A 16,127-nucleotide genomic window follows, 5' to 3' on the forward strand; every position below is an offset into this window, starting at 1 on the left:
TCGGCCCGTTCGCGACATCCGGTCGCGAGCGGGCCGATCGTCGTCTGCGACCTGGCGACGTAACATCCGCGACATCCAGGCCGACATTTCGTTCGGATCCGGCAAATCGGATCCGGACGAAGTACAGAAAGGCCTCGCGCATGAAGTTCCGCCGCATCGTCGCTGCGACGCTGGGGTGTGTGGCTCTGACGGTCGCCGCACCCTCGACCGCCAGCGCCTTCCCTCTCGTGGACCTGCTCCCGAAGGGCATCGCCGATCTCGTTCCGAGCGGATCGTTCAATCCGTTCGCTCCGCCGCCGGCGCCTGTTCCGGCTCCCCCGGCCGCGCCTGCACCTCAGGCGGCTCCGCAGGTCGCACCGGCTCCCCCGGCTCCCCGTCCGGCTCCGTCCGCACCGAGCGGCGGGTTCAAGAACTGCACCGAGGCATGGAACGCGGGCGCTGCTCCGGTCCACCGCAACGACCCCGGATACGCTCCGCGTCTCGACCGCGACAACGACGGGATCGGTTGCGAGCGCGATCCGCGCTGATCGGTCCGTCCGATGAACGGGCGAAGGCCCTTCCATCCTCCAGGGGACGGAAGGGCCTTCGCCCGTTCGTACGTGCAGGAACCTCAGAGCCACCGCGGCGGCGTGAGTTCTCCGCCGGCGACGCCGACGGCTCCGCGACCGGCCGCCCAGCGGACGACACCGGCGAGATCGCCTCGGACGGTGTGGGTGGTCTCGGCGTCGCCGTTCACCCGGACCGCGTCGCGTCCCTCGACCTCGAGCGCGATGCCCGCACCGAGGTCCTTCTTGCGCCACATTCCGACGATGTCGTCGAGCAGCGAGTCGAGGACGACGGGCGGGAAGTCGCCGAAGCGTCCACCGTTGTCGAGATCGACGGCGTGGATCCACACTTCGCGCGTGCGCATCCAGGCGGTCTCCTCGGCCGGCACGAGCCGGCCCTGTGCGGTGCGCACCTGCGCCTGCCACGCGGTCTCCGGCAGGTGCCGCCACTTCTCGTCGAGACGGGCGACGGTGTGCGAGAACAGGTTCCGCAGAGCGGCGGGATTCAGGGTCGCGCCCTCGGCGATCTCCTGTGCCCGCTGCTCGGTGGAGGAGTACATCGGTGTCTCGACACCGGTCGCCGCCCAGTCCATGAGCCGGCACAGCGCTGCCGCGTTGTAGCCGATGTGCGCGACGAGATGCCGGCGCGTCCACCCCTCGAGCAGGGTGGGACCGTCGAGTTCGTCGTCGGTCAGCTCGGCCAGGCGCTGCGACAGGTACGCCGTGCCCCGGCGGGCGATGAGGAGTCGCTCGGACAGGTCGAGATCGTTGAATCCCACGGTCGGCTTCTCCTACTTGATGATCGTCTTGTTCCGGACGGTGCCGAGGCCCTCGATGGTGACCTCGCAGACCTCGCCGTTGCCGATGTACCGCGCGGGCTTGCGGGCGTGGCCGACACCGCCGGTGGTGCCGGTGATGATGACGTCGCCGGGCTGCAGGGTCACGATGTGCGAGATGTAGTCGACGAGCTTGGCCGGGGTGAAGACCAGGTCGTTGGTGTTCGACGACTGCATGACCTCACCCTCGAGGCGGGTCTCGATGGCGGTGCCGAGCTGGTAGTCGGTGTCGAGGAAGGGACCGAAACCGCTGGTCTTCTCGAAGGTCTTGCCCTGATCCCACTGCAGCGTGCGGTACTGGTAGTCGCGCATCGTGTAGTCGTTGATCACGGAGTAGCCGGCGATGTACTCGGCGGCGTCGGCCTCGGAGACCTGGTAGGCCTGCTTGCCGATGACCACGGCGAGCTCGGCTTCCCAGTCGAGCTGCGAACCTGCGTAGGCGGGAACGACCACGTCGTCGTAGGGGCCGGTGAGGGCTTCCTTGAACTTCGAGAACAGGGTCGGGTACTCCGGCAGGTCGCGGCCCATCTCCTTGATGTGGGTCGCGTAGTTCAGGCCGACGCACACGATCTTGCCCGGGGCGGGGACGACCGGGGCGTAGTCGGCGGAGCCGAGGTCGACGGTCTTTCCGGATGCCTGCTCGGCGACCGACTTCCAGTTCTGATCGGCGAGCAGTGCGGACAGGTCGGCGTAGCCGTCGATGACGGTGGCGCTGGAGTCGCTGTCGACGCGGACGGCGGCGGTGCCGCCGTCGAGGCGGAGGGTGGCGAGACGCATGGGGTTCAGGCTCCTTCGGAGATGATGGTGCGGTTGAAGTGCAGACGTTCGACGATCGGCGCGTCGGAGAAGGCGAAGAGATCGACACCCTTGTCGGTCTCGAGCGACCACTCGACCCAGGACGGGACGACGATCATGTCGCCCTTGGTGACGTCGTGACTCTTGTCTGCGAGATGGAAGCGGCCCTCACCGTCGAAGACCTGGAAGACCACGGATCCGACGTCGCGGCGGGCGCGGGTGTGCGCGCCGGCGCGCAGTCGGTGGAACTCGGCGCGGATCGTCGGCATGACGTCGCCGCCGGTGGTGGGGTTGGTGTAGCGGACTGCGGCGTGGCCGGGTTCCGGGGTGGCGGCGTAACCCTCGTCCTCGAGGGCGAGCTGCTCGTTCAGCGCGCGGTCGGTGTGCTCCCAGCGGTAGCACGCGATCGGCGAGCTGGTCTTGCGGTCGAGACCCACGAGCGGGCGCAGACCGGGGTGGACCCACAGTCGCTCGGACCGGGAGATGTCCGGGGTGCCCTCGTCGGTGACACCGTCGGAGCCGAACTCGAAGAACCCGGTGTCGGTGTAGTGCACGAACGGGATGTCGAGGCCGTCGATCCACGCCATCGGCCGATCGGTCTCGTTGTGGTGACCGTGGAAGTTCCAGCCCGGGGTGAGCAGGAAGTCGCCGCGGCGCATGGCAACCGGGTCTCCGTTGACCACGGTCCACACGCCCTCACCCTCGACGACGAAGCGGAAGGCGTTCTGGGAGTGCCGGTGCTCGGGAGCGGTTTCCTTCGGGCCGAGGTACTGGATCGCCGCCCACAGCGTGGGGGTGACGTACGGGACGCCACCGAGACCCGGGTTCGCGAGCGCGATGGCGCGACGCTCACCGCCGCGGCCGACCGGCACGAGATCTCCGGCGCGCTGGGCCAGCGGGTACAGCGTCGACCACTTCCAGACGAAGGGGACGGCCTTGGACGTCGGGACCATCGGCATCAGGTCGCCGATCTGGGTCCACAACGGGTTGAGGTGTTCGGTCTCGAAGTCGTCGTACAGCTTCTGGAGCTCGGGATCGACAGGCTCGGTGGCAGTCATGAAATCTCCTTGTCCGGCGTTGTCTCCAAACTAGGGGCGCCGGAACCGGGGAATCCATCTATTTCTGCACAGTGGAATTCGGGACGTCCGGACCGGCGATATCGGCGACGTCGACCTCGATGCCCCGCACCGCCGCCTGCATCTGCGCGACCAGCCTTCCGCGCAGATGCTGCCGGTAGCGGGTGACCGGCACGGCTACCGTCAGGGCACCGATCGCAGTGCCCCGGCCGTTGCGGATCGCCACCCCGATCGCCGCGACACCCTCCTCCGTCTGCTCGACGTTGACCGCGAAACCCAGCTTGCGTGCCGCCTCGAGTTCGTGCGCGAACTCCTCGAACTCCCCGATGGCCATCCGACGGTCGGTCGCGTAGGCGGGGCTCGGCCCCTGACTGATGTGGGGCTCGTCCGCGGGTCGCAGATAGAGCTGTTCGAGCACCGCACGGGGAAGCTCGGCGAGCAGGATCCGTCCGCCCGCGGTGAGCTCGGCGGGGAGCACCTGACCTCGGCGATCGCCCACACGCAGGATCGATGCCGCCTCCGCCGTCCACAGGAAACGCGCCTGCGAGCCCACCCGGATCACGAGGTTGACGGTCTCGTCGGCGAGCGTGGCGAGAGCTTCCATGTGCGGGCGACAGAGGTCGGTGAAGTCCCGCGTCCACCCCTGACTGGCCGGGCCGACGCCGAGCGCCGGCCCCGGGTGGTACATCCGTTTCTCGTCCTGCACGGCGAAGCCGCGATAGACGAGCATCGCCAGCAGACGGTGCGCGGTGGACGGCGCCGTGCCGAGTTCTGCGGCCGCGTCCTTGAGCCGGATCGCACCCGCATCGCGGAGCAACTGCAGCAGCCGCAACGCGTTGTCGACCGACTCGAGCATGTAGGTCGGCTTGCGGATCGTGCCCATCGGCTTATTCTGCATAGCAGAACTTTATTGCATCGCCGGGCGGCGCGCGCCCACCGTTGAAGAATGCATCTGGAGAACGAGGCTTCACCGACGCGGGCCGGAGGCAACATCACACTCCCCCGTGCTCACGTCATGGCGGTGATCGTCTGCTGGCTGTTCGTCGTGTTCGACGGCTACGACCTCATCGTCTACGGCAACGTCATATCGAGCCTCCAGGGCGAGTGGGGCATCAGCGCCTCCACCGCCGGTACCCTCGGAAGCCTGGCGTTCGTGGGCATGATGATCGGCGCGGTCCTCGCCGGCCGGCTCTCCGACGCGATCGGACGCAAGAACGCCGTCATCGGCTGCGTCGTCGTCCTCTCCGTCTTCACCGCCCTGTGCGCGGTGGCACCCGGGCCCGTGATCTTCGGTCTCCTGCGCCTCGTCGCCGGTATCGGACTCGGCGGACTCGTACCGACGTCGAACGCTCTTGCCGCCGAACTGGTGCCGGACAAGTGGCGCGCCGCGGTCGCGACGATGATGATGTCGGGCGTCCCGATCGGCGGCTCGATCGCCGCCCTCATCGGCATCCCGGTCATCCCCAACTGGGGCTGGCGCCCGATGTTCGCTTTCGCGCTGATCCCCCTGCTCGTCCTCGTCCCGCTGGCGATCAAGGTGCTGCCGAAGCACGCCGTCTCGAACGCCCATCCGGACAACTCCGCGGGTGGTTTCAAGGAACTGCTCGGCTCGCGTTTCCGCACCATCAGCATCATGTTCGCGGCCGTCACCGTCGTGACCCTGCTCGCCTGGTACGGCCTCGGCACCTGGCTGCCCAAGCTCATGCAGGGCGAGGGCACCGATCTCGGCAACGCCCTCACGTTCTCCCTGGCCCTGAACCTCGGCGCCGTCGCCGGTTCGTTCATCACCGCCTGGGGCGGCGTCCGCTGGGGTTCGGTCCCCACCAGCATCATCGCCGCGCTCATCGCCGGCGTCGCCCTGCTGACCCTGCTGCTCGACCCGCCGGTCGCCGCGGTCTACCTGATCTTCGTCCTCGCAGGTGTGGGCACCCACGGCACGCAGGCACTGATCATCGCCGCGGTCGCGTCCTACTATCCCGACCACCTGCGCGGTACCGCCCTCGGCTGGGCCCTCGGCGTCGGACGCATCGGTGCCGTCGCGGCCCCGCAGATCGGTGGCTGGCTGCTCGCCGCCGGCCTCGGTGCCCACTCGAACTTCGTCCTCTTCGGTGTCAGCGCCCTGATCTCGTCGCTGCTGCTGACGGTGATCTGGAAGAAGTTCCCCGCACGCCACGAATCGCTCCGCCCGGCCTCCGCTCACTGATCACACCGCGGTCGATCGCGCCGCGATCGATACGCGCTGACCGCGCCCCGTTCCCCTCTGCTTCACACGATCCGAAGGAGTGTCATGTCCGATCTGAAGGACGCTCGAGTTCTCATTGCCGGTGGCGGCATCGGCGGTGTCGCCAATGCCCTCGCTCTCGCGCAGAAGGGCGCCCAGGTCACGCTGTTCGAGCGTGCCCCCGAGTTCGGTGAGGTGGGCGCAGGACTCCAGATCGGCCCGCACGGCTCGCGCATCCTGCAGTCGCTCGGTGTCTACGACGAGGTCATCGCGAAGGGCGTGCTGCCCAAGAACCTCGTCTTCCGTGACGCCGTGACCGCGGAGATCCTCACGAAGGTCGATCTCGGACGCGACTACCAGCAGCACTACGGCGGTGTGTACTTCGTCGTGCACCGCTCGGATCTGCACTCGGTGCTCGTCGAGGCGGCCCGCAAGGCCGGAGCGGATCTGCGGACGAACTCCACGGTGACCGACGTGGTCACCGAGGGCGACACCGTGCGGGTGATCCTGGAGAACGGTGAGGAGCACGTCGGCGACGTCGCACTCGGCATGGACGGCCTGCACTCGCGCCTGCGTCCGAAGCTGTCCGACGACCAGCCCGTCGGCTCGGGTTACGTCGCCTTCCGCGGCACCTTCCCGATGAACGAGGTTCCGCTCGAGGAAGAGATCGAGGACGTCGTGGGCTACATCGGCCCGCGTTGCCACTTCATCCAGTATCCGCTGCGCCAGGGCGAGATGCTCAACCAGGTGGCGGTCTTCCAGTCCCCCGCATTCCTCCGCGGTGAGGAGAAGTGGGGCAGTCCCGAGGAACTCGCGCACGCCTACGACCACTGCCACGAGAGCGTGCAGACCGCACTGAAGTACCTGTGGACCGATCGCTGGTGGCCGATGTTCGACCGCAACCCGATCGACAACTGGGTCGACGGCCGGATGATCCTGCTCGGCGACGCCGCGCACCCGCCGCTGCAGTACCTCGCCTCCGGTGCCGTCATGGCGCTCGAGGATGCGAAGTGCTTCGCCGACTACGCTGCCGAGGACCTGCAGGGCGACAGCGCGAACTGGCCGAAGATCCTGAAGGACGTCAACGCCGAACGCGCACCGCGCTGCAACCGCATCCTCACCACCGGACGCATGTGGGGCGACCTGTGGCACCTCGACGGTGCCGGTCGCGAGGCCCGCAACGAGCTGTTCCGCACCCGCGACACCTCGAGCTACAAGTACACCGACTGGCTCTGGGGCTACAGCTCCGACCGCAACCGCTGAGAACTCACACAGCGCCACAGAGGAATTCGTCCCGTTCCGGACAATGCCGTCCCCGATCCACCGGTCGGGGACGGCATTCGCCGTATATGCGCCGTTCATCCCGCGCCGAAGGGTGCCGGAGCGAGCGTGACCAGCACATACTGAGAACATGACCGCGTCACGGCAGGCGTCGGCGCTCCGCAGCGAGGTTCGGGACATCGCACTCGGAACCGCCGATCCGGCCGAGTTCCGGCAGGCCGTCCTCGACACGATCCGGCGGCGTATCCGTTTCGACATCGGATGCATCGCCCTCGTCGATCCGGCGAGCATGTTGTTCACGGCCGTGACCATGGTCGATGCCGCTGCCCCCGCCGGACGTGCTGCGGAGACGGTGGCGCACATCGAGTACGGCACGTCGCCCTTCGCGAACACCTACCGCAGGCTCGCCCGGACGCGGACCGGTGTGCAGACGATCCGCGAGGCGATCGACGGCGACATCCGCGACTCCCTGCCCTACAGCGAGGTCCTCGAACCGCAGGGAATGGACGACGAGGTGCGCCTCGTCTTCCGGGGCCGTGACGGTCGCGTCTGGGGCGGCGGCACTCTCATGCGCGGCCCCGGCCGGCGCTTCGACGCCGACGATGTGGCAGCCCTCGCAGGATGCGTGGGCGAGATCAGCGACGGACTGCGGTTGTCGTTGCTCCGCGAATCCCCTCGACTCGCGGCGGACATCTCGTCCGGCGGTTCCGGTCCCGCGGTCGTGGTGGTGGGCGCGGACAACGAGATCGAATCGGCCACTCCCCAGGCGGTCGAGTATCTCGAGCGCCTCGGCGCCGAAGGTTCCTTCATGCTCCCCGCCGTGGTGGTCGCCGTCCGTTTCCGCTACGAGGGTTCCGCTGCGCGCGTCGTCCGTGTCCGTACGGAGGACGGTCAGTGGCTCGTCCTGCGGGCCGGGTTACTGGACGGCCGAGGAGAATCGGCCCGGATCGTCGTCGCGATCGAACCCGCACAACCCGGTCAGCTCGTGGCTCTCACCGCCGCCCTGCACGGTCTCACGGAACGGGAGACCGATGTCCTCGCCCGTGTTCTCGCGGGAGAGACACGCACCGAGATCGCCCGTGGACTGTTCATCAGTCCGTACACCGTGCAGGACCATCTGAAGAGCATCTATGCGAAGACGGGTGTGAACAGTCGCCAGGAACTCGTCGCACGATTGTTCTTCACGCACTGCCTCCCCCGGATCGGTACGGAGATCGGGCCGGATGGGTGGTTCGTCGAGAAACCGGCGCCGACGAACGACCCGGTCGGTGCACATCGGAAGAGGTGAACCGTGGCACGCATCCTGATCGTCACCCTGGAAGGCGGTGGGAACTACCCGCCCGAAGCAGCACTCGGATGCGAGTTGCACCGCCGCGGACATCACGTTCGGGTTCTCGGTCATGAATCGCAACGGAAGGTCGCGGAGGACGCCGGTCTCGTCTTCTGCGGCTACCGGCACTCGCCGACCTGGACTCCCCACGTAGAACTGAGCACCCCGAAAGTGCTGACCATGGCCTACGCCATGATGACCGACCCTGCCGTCGCGCGGGATGTGGAGGACGAGATCACCCGGGAGCCGACCGATCTGGTGATCGTCGACTGCATGCTGTTCAACGCCCAGGACGCTGCGGCGCGCACCGGGGTGCCGCACGTGGTGCTGTTCCATTCCTTCTTCGCCGCATTCGACGGCGCATTCCGGCACGGACCGTTCGGGATCGGTTCGCGACTACGCGGCCTGGGGCCGAAGCGACTGTGGGAACAGGCCGACATGCGACTCGTGTGCTCGGACCGAATGCTCGACCCGGCCGCGCGACGGCGCACGGACGGCTCGATCGTATGGACGGGTGCGATTCACGACGCGAGGGCCGCGGCGGTCGGACGAACACCGCCGTGCGTGCTGGTCAGCCTGAGCACCGCCGGTTTCCCCGGCCAGCGCCGCACCTACCAGAACATCTTCGACGCCGCGGCGGAGATGGACGCGGAGTTCGTCGTCACGACCGGGCCGGCGATCGATCCCACCGGGTTGCGTGTACCGCCCAATGCGACCGTCCATCGGTACGTCCCGCACCACGAACTGATGCCGACCTGCTCGGCGGTCGTCGGGCACGGCGGGCACGCGACGGCCTTCCGGGCTCTCGCACACGGACTTCCGATACTGATCATGCCCATGTCGGCGGTGACGGATCAGGCGATCATCGGTCGTGAGGTCGCGAAGACCGGGGCGGGCATCCGCCTGCGGAAGACCGCCTCGCCCGAGCAGATACGCGCGGCTCTCGCGAGTCTGCTGACCGACGACGGTCATCGCACGGCGGCAACACAACTCGGAGCCCGGCTCCGCACCGTCGACGGTGCATCGGCTGCCGCCGACCGGGTGCTGACGCTCGTCGACCACTGACGAACACGCGAAGGACCGGCACCTGTCCGGTAGGTGCCGGTCGATCCTCCGCATCACCCTTCGATCGCATCTCCCTCCTCCAGAAGCTGTTTCGCATGTTCGAGGTTGTTCCGCACATCGCGCGCGTACAGCTTCTCCACGACCGGCTGGGTGAACCTGCCGAAGAAGTTCCCGACGTCCTCGGTGTCCTGGTGGAAAGTGACGCGGGTTCCCGTCTCCACCGGCTCGAAGCGATAGACGGTCTCGTACCGGATCGGGCTCTTCACACTGCGGCGGTGCTGGGCTCTGCCGGGCTCGACCCGGGCCAGTTCCTCGGTGAGTTCGATCCGCCGTCCGGCAACCTTGACGGTGGCGCGCGAGACGGATCCCTCCTTGCCGCCCTCACCCGAGACCAGCTCGTAGTCCATGACGTTCGTCATGTAGACCGGAGCGTTCTCCGGGTCGGCGAAGAAGGCGAAGACCTCGTCGACGGGCTTGTCGATGACGACGGATTCCTCGGTTACGGGCATGACTTTCCTCCGTTCGGATCGGTGTCGTAGTTACTGTTACTGGTGTACTGCAACGGTTTTCATGAACAATGCGTCAGGATGCCTGACGCGGGACCATCCCTCCGAGGGCGATGTCGTATTCCTGCGCCTGCTCGTCGAATCCGACGCTGTAGACGGTGGGATACCAGGCCGAGTGCTGATAGGCGGCCGGCAACTTGATCTGTTCGCGGATCGTCGGACGGGTCAGCAACCACTCCCGCGTGATCATCGGCTCCATGAACGTGTAGTCGCCGTCCCACGATCCGTTGACGAAGGTCTCGGTGAAGTCGTAGACACCCGGGACCATTCCTTCCGTGATGTCGAGCCAGTGCACACCCATCAACGGCACCGCGAGTTGCGATGCGAGCATCCCCGGCGGGGTCACGTAGTCGCTCGGCATGTACTTCGGGTCCGGGAATCGTTCGGCGCGAGCGGCGTAATCCGGTGCGGCCGGGTCGATTGCTTCGATCGACGCCATGTCGGTCATGTAGAAGTGCATGTCGAAATGGGGCTTCCCGAACAACACGGTCGGATCGTGTCCGCGCGGATTCCAGTTCAGCATGACGTGGTCGAACACCGTGTCGGATGCCTGAACGGGCAGGTGCAGCATGTACATCCCGTCGACATCGGGCAGTCCGTCGAGGGCCGCCGGCGAGAAGCGGATACCGACGGCGGTCGGGGCACCGTTCTCGTCGACGGTGGCATACGCACGCGCGGTTCCGTCACCGACGCTCACGGCCTGACCGAAGTGCAGGTGGGCAGGTGTGGGCACCGCCGACGCCACGCCGCCGACCGCCACGGCGACGCACGCGGCGAGGAGTACTGCGATGGAACGAGATGAACGATGTTTCTTCATGGCACTATCCGATCGACGAGGGTTCTCGGTGAACCTCTCCATTCCGTGGATCCAGTCTCGGCCGGTGTTCGTGACCTCGGCCATCCCTCACTCGGGGGATTTCGCCGAGCGATCCGACAGAAGAGCCCGTCGTCACAGCGTCGCGACATATACTCGCCGGACTGCGGACGGACGTCACGATCCGCGGAGAACAGGGAGCGGCACTTGAGTATTCGCAACCTTCGCGTCGCGGTGGTCGGTGGAGGGATCATCGGTGCCGCGACCGCCCGGCAACTCGCTCTCTCCGACGCCGACGTGACCTTGTTCGAGAAGGAGGACCGGCTCGCCGCGCATCAGACGGGGCACAACAGCGGCGTCGTCCACGCCGGCCTCTACTACACGCCCGGCAGCCTCAAGGCGCGGTTGTGCAGGCGCGGTGTGGAGTTGTTGCAGACGTTCACCACGGACAAGGGCCTGCCCTACGACGAATGCGGCAAGGTCGTCGTCGCCCTCGACGAATCGGAACTCGGCCGGCTCGACGCGATCTTCTCGCGGGCCACGGCGAACGGGGTCCCCGGCATCAGGCGCATCGGTGCCGACGAGATCACCGCGATCGAACCGCACGCCGTCGGGATCGCAGCCCTGCACTCCCCGCACACGGCGATCATCGATTTCGTCGCCGTCACCCGCGCGCTCGCGGACGACGTCGTCGCCGCGGGTGGCACGGTGCGGACCGGTACCGCCGTGACGGCGATCCGCGAGGCGGGCGAGCAGGTCGTCGTCGACATCCCGGGCGATCAGTTGGCCTTCGACCTGGTGATCACGTGCGCGGGACTGCAGTCCGACCGTCTCGCCCACACCTCGGGCGACACCCGCGACCCGCGGATCGTCCCGTTCCTCGGCGACTACCTGCTGCTCGAACCGGACGCGGCGGCGAAGGTGCGCGGGCTGATCTATCCGGTGCCCGACCCCCGCTATCCGTTCCTCGGTGTGCATCTCACCCGCCGGATCGACGGTGAGGTGATGGTGGGACCGAACGCCTTCCTCTCCCCCGGCCGCGAGGCCTATCGCGGCGGGCGCGGATCGTGGCGGGATCTGCGCGACGCCGTCGCCTGGCCCGGTTTCTGGCGGTTCGCCGCCCACAACCTGCCCGCAGCGGGCCGGGAACTGCGCACGGCGAGCAGCACTCGACGGTTCGTCGCCGATGCGGCCGCGTACATGCCCGGGCTGACCGTCGACGACGTGCGGCCGGGTCCGCGCGGCATCCGCGCCCAGGCGATGAACTCCGACGGAGGTCTCGAGGACGACTTCGTCGTCACCGGGCACGGACGGGTCGTGCACCTGCGCAACGCCCCGTCGCCCGGGGCCACCTCGTCGATGGCGATCGCGGAGTATCTCGTCGACCGCGCACTCGAACGCATCGCCTGATCGGGTCACCCGGCGGCGGACGTCACGGTTCGCGGTGACCGGTTCCGGGCATGCTGCACGGGAACCACTTCATCGTCAGGAGGTCTCCATGGCACGAATCGCACTCTTCGGAGGACACGGCAAGGTCGCGTTGCATCTCGAGCGGCTGCTGGCCGATGCCGGTCACGAGACCAGTGCGTTCATCCGCAATCCCGATCACGCCGACGATGTGCGCGCTGCCGGTGGCACGCCCGTCGTCGCCGATGTCGAGAAGATGGACATCGCCGAGATCACCGAGCTGCTGCGCGGACACGACGCGGTGGTCTGGTCCGCGGGCGCGGGCGGAGGGAATCCCGAACGCACCTACGCGGTGGACCGCGACGCGGCGATCGCCTCGATGACCGCCGCGCAGGAGGCCGGGGTGCGCCGGTACGTGATGGTGTCGTACTTCGGGGCCCGCCCCGACCACGGCGTCCCCGAGGACAACAGCTTCTACGCCTATGCCGAGGCCAAGTCGGCCGCGGACGCCCATCTGCGGGGCACCGACCTCGACTGGACGATCCTCGGTCCGAGCGCACTGACCCTCGACCCGCCCACCGGCCGCATCGAGATCGAGGGGCACGGGGCGAGCGACAAGGGACAGGTCTCGCGCGCCGACGTCGCGGCCGTCGCCGCAGCGGTGCTCGAGCGGCCGGGGACGGTGGGACGCACCATCGAGTTCAACAACGGTGACGTCCCGATCGACGAGGCACTCGACGCGCTGCGGTAGTTCCCGCGCAGCAGTCCGCCCCCGGTAGCAGGGGGCAACCGGGGGCGGACATACGAGCGATGTGATCGCTCAGGCCTGCGGGGCGAGTTCCTCCACGCGCAGCGGCGAGGTGTCCGCGGCCGCCGCGATGGCCTCCTCGAACTGCCGGCGGTCGACCTGCGAGCCGAGCACCAGCGCGAGTCGCGTCAGGAAGCCCTCGCGGTCCTCCTCGGCGGCCTGGTCCAGGGCGGTCGACAGGCCGAGCCAGACGTTCTCACGACGCTGGTCGTCCTCGGTGACCTGCTCGGCGGGCCGGGCCGGGAGTTCCGCGCCGGCCGGGGCGGCACCCGAGCGCAGGGACGCGGCGACACCGTCCAGGTCGGCGACCGGCACACGGCACAGCAGCAGACCGTCGGGGCGGATCACGAAGGCCTCACCGGCCGTCGCGCCGAGTGCCTCGACGAGATCGGGCGCGTCGAGGAGTGTCACACCGTCCACCTCTGCGCTGTCGACGGCGAGGGCCGCGACGCTCTCGGGTGCGAGTGCCTGCGCAAGGCCGTTCGCGGCGGCGGCGAGGGCGGCCGAGCCCGCTGCGTCGAGGCCGACCCCGAGCACGGCGAAGCCGGTGCCGCGCGCGTCGTTCAGCGACGTCTCGCGACCGGCGATGCGGATCCGGCGGTCCTCGACGGGATCGCCCGGGAGCACACCTTCGGTGCCGGGGGCGACCGACCAGGTCAGCGGCGACAGTCGGGCGTGCGTGGCGCTGGACTGACGCGGGTTGATCAGGTGCCCGAACTCGGGGCGTCCCACGGCGAGCGTGAGGATCGCGTCACGCGTGGTGCGGTAGCCGTGGCTGCCGGGGCTCATGATGAGCGTGGACTTGCCGGCGTTGGCGACGTTCTGCTCCCACGCGTTGTGGCGTTCGAACGAGTACGCCGTCAGCAGGGCGGGTTCGGCGTTGCCGTTCACGACCGCGGCGAGCTGCCACGCGAGGGTCTCGGCGTCCTCCATGCCCGAGTTGAGCCCGCGCACACCGAAGATCGGCACGAGATGGGCCGCGTCACCGGCGAAGAGGAGACGGTCGTGGGTGAACTCGTCGAGGGCGAGTGCGCGGGCGCTGTAGAAGCCCTTCCACTCGAGGGTCCACGGCAGGTCGTTCTGCAGCCAGTCGAGGTGCTTGGCGATGCGGGCGCGGATCGCCTCCTCCTGCGTCTCGATCTCGGCGTCCTCGGACGGGTCGAGCTGGTAGTCGATGCGCCAGATGTTGCCGGGCTGCTTGTGCATGATGATCGTCGAGCCGGGGTTGCTCGGCGGGTCGAACCAGACCATGCGCTCCGCGGGGAGATCGGACTCCCAGTGGATGTCGGCGATGACGTAGCGGCCCTCGTAGCTGGTGCCCTGCAGACGCAGGCCCGCGAGTTCGCGCATGCGGCTGCGGCCACCGTCGGCGGCGACGACCCAGCGTGCGCGCAGGTGCCGCTTGCCGGCGGCGGTGTCGACCTCGAGGGTGACCTCGTCCTCGCCGCGCAGGATCCCGGCGATCGGCGCCTGCCAGTGCAGGGTGACGAGGGGGTTCTGCTCGATGGTGTCGACCATGATCTGCTCGAACTCCGACTGGGAGACGTTGATCATGGGCGGGCGGACGTCGAAGTCACGTTGCGGCATCTGGAAGTGCAGGACCTGCTGGTCGCGGTAGAAGCTGCGACCGCCGACCCACGGCAGCACGATCTTCTCGAGTTCGTCGCCGAAGCCGAGGCGGGCGGCGGCCTCGAGGCTGTGGCGCGAGATGCAGATGGCACGCGAGCCGAAGGACACCTGATCGGCGGCCTCGAGGATGGTGACGGGCACACCGCGCTGGGCCAGCCCGAGGGCGACGGCCATGCCGACCGGTCCGGCACCGACCACGACGACGGGCAGCGTCTCGTCGGCGGGAGTCATCGACTCGAACTTCGAGGCGGGGTACTTGGGCGGCTGGTAGTAGGTCGACATGATCAGGCACCTTCCTCGGGAGAACGGCGGGAGTCGGTGGTGTTCGCGTGCCCGGCGGACGGCACGCGCAGCAGCAGGATGCTCATGAGGCTGATCAGCGCGATCAGCACGAAGTAACCGGTGATGGACATCGAGGTGCCCGTCGCGGCGAACAGGGAGGTCGCCACCATCGGTGCGAGACCGCCGCCGAGGATCGCGCCGACCTGGTAGCCGAGCGACGCACCGCTGTAGCGGATCTTGGCGGGGAACAGTTCGGCGAACAGTGCCGACTGCGGACCGGCGCAGCAGCCGAGGGTGAAGCCGAGGCCGACCATCGCGAGGAGCATGACCGGCAGGAGCGCCGTGTCCATCAGGGGGAAGAACAGGGCGGCGGCGACGACCAGGCCGGCCGAGGACCGGATGTAGACGGTGCGGCGTCCGACGAGATCCGAGCGCCAGGCCGCGAAGGCCATGCCGGCCATCCAGAACGGGCACGAGGCGATGAGCAGCGCGAGCATCGTGGTCTTGCTGAACCCGAGCGTGGCCTCGCCGTACTTGAGGACGTAGACCATGTAGGCGTAGGCGATGCCGTTGGTGGCGATGAAGGTGCCACCGGCGAGCAGCACGGTCTTCCAGTGCTGGGTGAGCACCTCGAGGATCGGCAGCTTCTCCTCGGCCGCGGCGGCGTCCTTGGCGGCCTTGAACTCCTCGCTCTCCTCGAGACCCAGGCGGATCCACATGGCGACGAAGACGAGCACCGCCGAGGCGAGGAACGGGATGCGCCAGCCCCACGCGTTGAAGGTCTCCTCGCTGAGGAAGGCGGTCAGCGGCAGGTAGACGAGGTTCGCGAGCAGCACACCGGCCGGCACACCGATCTGCGGTGCCGCGCCGTAGAGGCCGCGCTTGCCGGCCGGGGCGTTCTCGGTGGCGACGAGCACCGCTCCGCCCCACTCACCGCCGACGCCGAGACCCTGGATGAATCGCAGGGCGACGAGCAGGATCGGTGCCGCGACGCCGATGGCCGCGTAGTTCGGGAGCACGCCGATCGCCACGGTCGCGAAGCCCATCAGCAGCAGCGAGACGACGAGCATGGACTTGCGGCCGATGCGGTCGCCGAAGTGGCCCATCACGACGCCGCCGATGGGGCGCGCGATGAAGCCGACGGCGAGCGTGGCGAAGGCGGCCAGAGTTCCGGCGACCTCGGACGAGCCGGGGAAGAACTGCGGGCCGAGCACGAGCGCCGCGGCGGTGCCGTAGATGAAGAAGTCGTACCACTCGATGGCGGTACCGACGAAGCTGCCGAGCGCGGCTTTGCGTGCGGCTCTTGCCGACGTCTGCGGCGTCGAGTCAAGGACTGTCATGTTCAGTGCCCTCTCCGGCGGTCGATCCGAGGCATCCGATTAACGAGCGTTCGGACGCAGTGGGACCAATCATGAGAGCGGTCACATCGTTTGCAAAGCGCACAAAGTCGGTGAATATCCCCGGAAATTCCG

15 protein-coding genes are annotated in these 16,127 nt (G+C 68.2%); 7 read left to right on the forward strand and 8 right to left on the reverse strand.

Annotation, left to right across the window (positions count from 1 at the left end; translation table 11 throughout):
* Positions 1-140 precede the first annotated feature (140 nt).
* Positions 141-527 (forward strand): excalibur calcium-binding domain-containing protein, encoded by a 387-nt coding sequence (locus ACPCXD_RS15680; RefSeq protein WP_016694206.1) that lies wholly within the window; start codon positions 141-143, stop codon positions 525-527.
* Positions 528-610: 83 nt separating this feature from the next.
* Here ACPCXD_RS15680 and ACPCXD_RS15685 read toward each other — a convergent pair whose 3' ends face one another.
* The 4 genes from ACPCXD_RS15685 to ACPCXD_RS15700 are packed head-to-tail and all read right to left on the reverse strand — an operon-like array spanning position 611 to position 4,150.
* Complete coding sequence (locus tag ACPCXD_RS15685; RefSeq protein WP_160874738.1) at positions 611-1,324, reverse strand: maleylpyruvate isomerase family mycothiol-dependent enzyme; 714 nt, start codon at positions 1,322-1,324, stop codon at positions 611-613.
* A 12-nt stretch (positions 1,325-1,336) separates the two neighbouring features.
* Positions 1,337-2,158: a fumarylacetoacetate hydrolase family protein gene (locus ACPCXD_RS15690; protein WP_016695623.1), complete on the reverse strand. Its 822-nt coding sequence runs from the start codon at positions 2,156-2,158 to the stop codon at positions 1,337-1,339.
* A 5-nt stretch (positions 2,159-2,163) separates the two neighbouring features.
* Positions 2,164-3,234 (reverse strand): cupin domain-containing protein, encoded by a 1,071-nt coding sequence (locus tag ACPCXD_RS15695; protein ID WP_016695624.1) that lies wholly within the window; start codon positions 3,232-3,234, stop codon positions 2,164-2,166.
* A 58-nt stretch (positions 3,235-3,292) separates the two neighbouring features.
* Complete coding sequence (locus ACPCXD_RS15700; RefSeq protein WP_160874742.1) at positions 3,293-4,150, reverse strand: IclR family transcriptional regulator; 858 nt, start codon at positions 4,148-4,150, stop codon at positions 3,293-3,295.
* Between the two features lie 117 nt (positions 4,151-4,267).
* On the opposite strand from ACPCXD_RS15700, the gene ACPCXD_RS15705 reads away from it, so the two are divergent.
* The 4 genes from ACPCXD_RS15705 to ACPCXD_RS15720 all read left to right on the forward strand — a co-directional run bounded on the left by ACPCXD_RS15705 (position 4,268) and on the right by ACPCXD_RS15720 (position 9,149).
* Entirely contained in the window at positions 4,268-5,455 is a 1,188-nt protein-coding gene (locus ACPCXD_RS15705) for an MFS transporter (RefSeq protein WP_423660405.1), read from the forward strand.
* 84 nt (positions 5,456-5,539) lie between these two features.
* Positions 5,540-6,736: an FAD-dependent monooxygenase gene (locus ACPCXD_RS15710; RefSeq protein ID WP_160874744.1), complete on the forward strand. Its 1,197-nt coding sequence runs from the start codon at positions 5,540-5,542 to the stop codon at positions 6,734-6,736.
* 148 nt (positions 6,737-6,884) lie between these two features.
* A complete protein-coding gene (locus ACPCXD_RS15715; protein ID WP_160874746.1) occupies positions 6,885-8,042 on the forward strand; it encodes a helix-turn-helix transcriptional regulator in 1,158 nt (385 codons plus the stop codon).
* 3 nt (positions 8,043-8,045) lie between these two features.
* A complete protein-coding gene (locus ACPCXD_RS15720; RefSeq protein ID WP_160874748.1) occupies positions 8,046-9,149 on the forward strand; it encodes a glycosyltransferase in 1,104 nt (367 codons plus the stop codon).
* Between the two features lie 53 nt (positions 9,150-9,202).
* On the opposite strand, the gene ACPCXD_RS15725 is transcribed toward ACPCXD_RS15720, so the two are convergent.
* Both ACPCXD_RS15725 and ACPCXD_RS15730 read right to left on the reverse strand, forming a co-directional pair.
* Positions 9,203-9,658: an SRPBCC family protein gene (locus tag ACPCXD_RS15725; RefSeq protein WP_160874750.1), complete on the reverse strand. Its 456-nt coding sequence runs from the start codon at positions 9,656-9,658 to the stop codon at positions 9,203-9,205.
* A gap of 73 nt (positions 9,659-9,731) precedes the next feature.
* Entirely contained in the window at positions 9,732-10,532 is an 801-nt protein-coding gene (locus ACPCXD_RS15730) for a DUF5602 domain-containing protein (protein ID WP_160874752.1), read from the reverse strand.
* A 210-nt stretch (positions 10,533-10,742) separates the two neighbouring features.
* On the opposite strand from ACPCXD_RS15730, the gene lhgD reads away from it, so the two are divergent.
* Entirely contained in the window at positions 10,743-11,939 is a 1,197-nt protein-coding gene (gene lhgD / locus ACPCXD_RS15735) for an L-2-hydroxyglutarate dehydrogenase (RefSeq protein WP_160874951.1), read from the forward strand.
* 88 nt (positions 11,940-12,027) lie between these two features.
* Positions 12,028-12,687 (forward strand): SDR family oxidoreductase, encoded by a 660-nt coding sequence (locus tag ACPCXD_RS15740; RefSeq protein WP_085470453.1) that lies wholly within the window; start codon positions 12,028-12,030, stop codon positions 12,685-12,687.
* 69 nt (positions 12,688-12,756) lie between these two features.
* Here ACPCXD_RS15740 and ACPCXD_RS15745 read toward each other — a convergent pair whose 3' ends face one another.
* Positions 12,757-14,655 carry an FAD-dependent monooxygenase gene (locus ACPCXD_RS15745; protein ID WP_423660246.1) on the reverse strand — a complete coding sequence of 633 codons (1,899 nt, stop codon included), beginning with the start codon at positions 14,653-14,655 and terminating at the stop codon, positions 12,757-12,759.
* A gap of 2 nt (positions 14,656-14,657) precedes the next feature.
* Entirely contained in the window at positions 14,658-15,995 is a 1,338-nt protein-coding gene (locus tag ACPCXD_RS15750; RefSeq protein WP_423660248.1) for an MFS transporter, read from the reverse strand.
* Between the last annotated feature and the right edge of the window lie 132 nt (positions 15,996-16,127).

The sequence above is a fragment of the Rhodococcus sp. AB351 genome (assembly GCF_049538275.1).
Lineage (GTDB): Bacteria > Actinomycetota > Actinomycetes > Mycobacteriales > Mycobacteriaceae > Rhodococcus.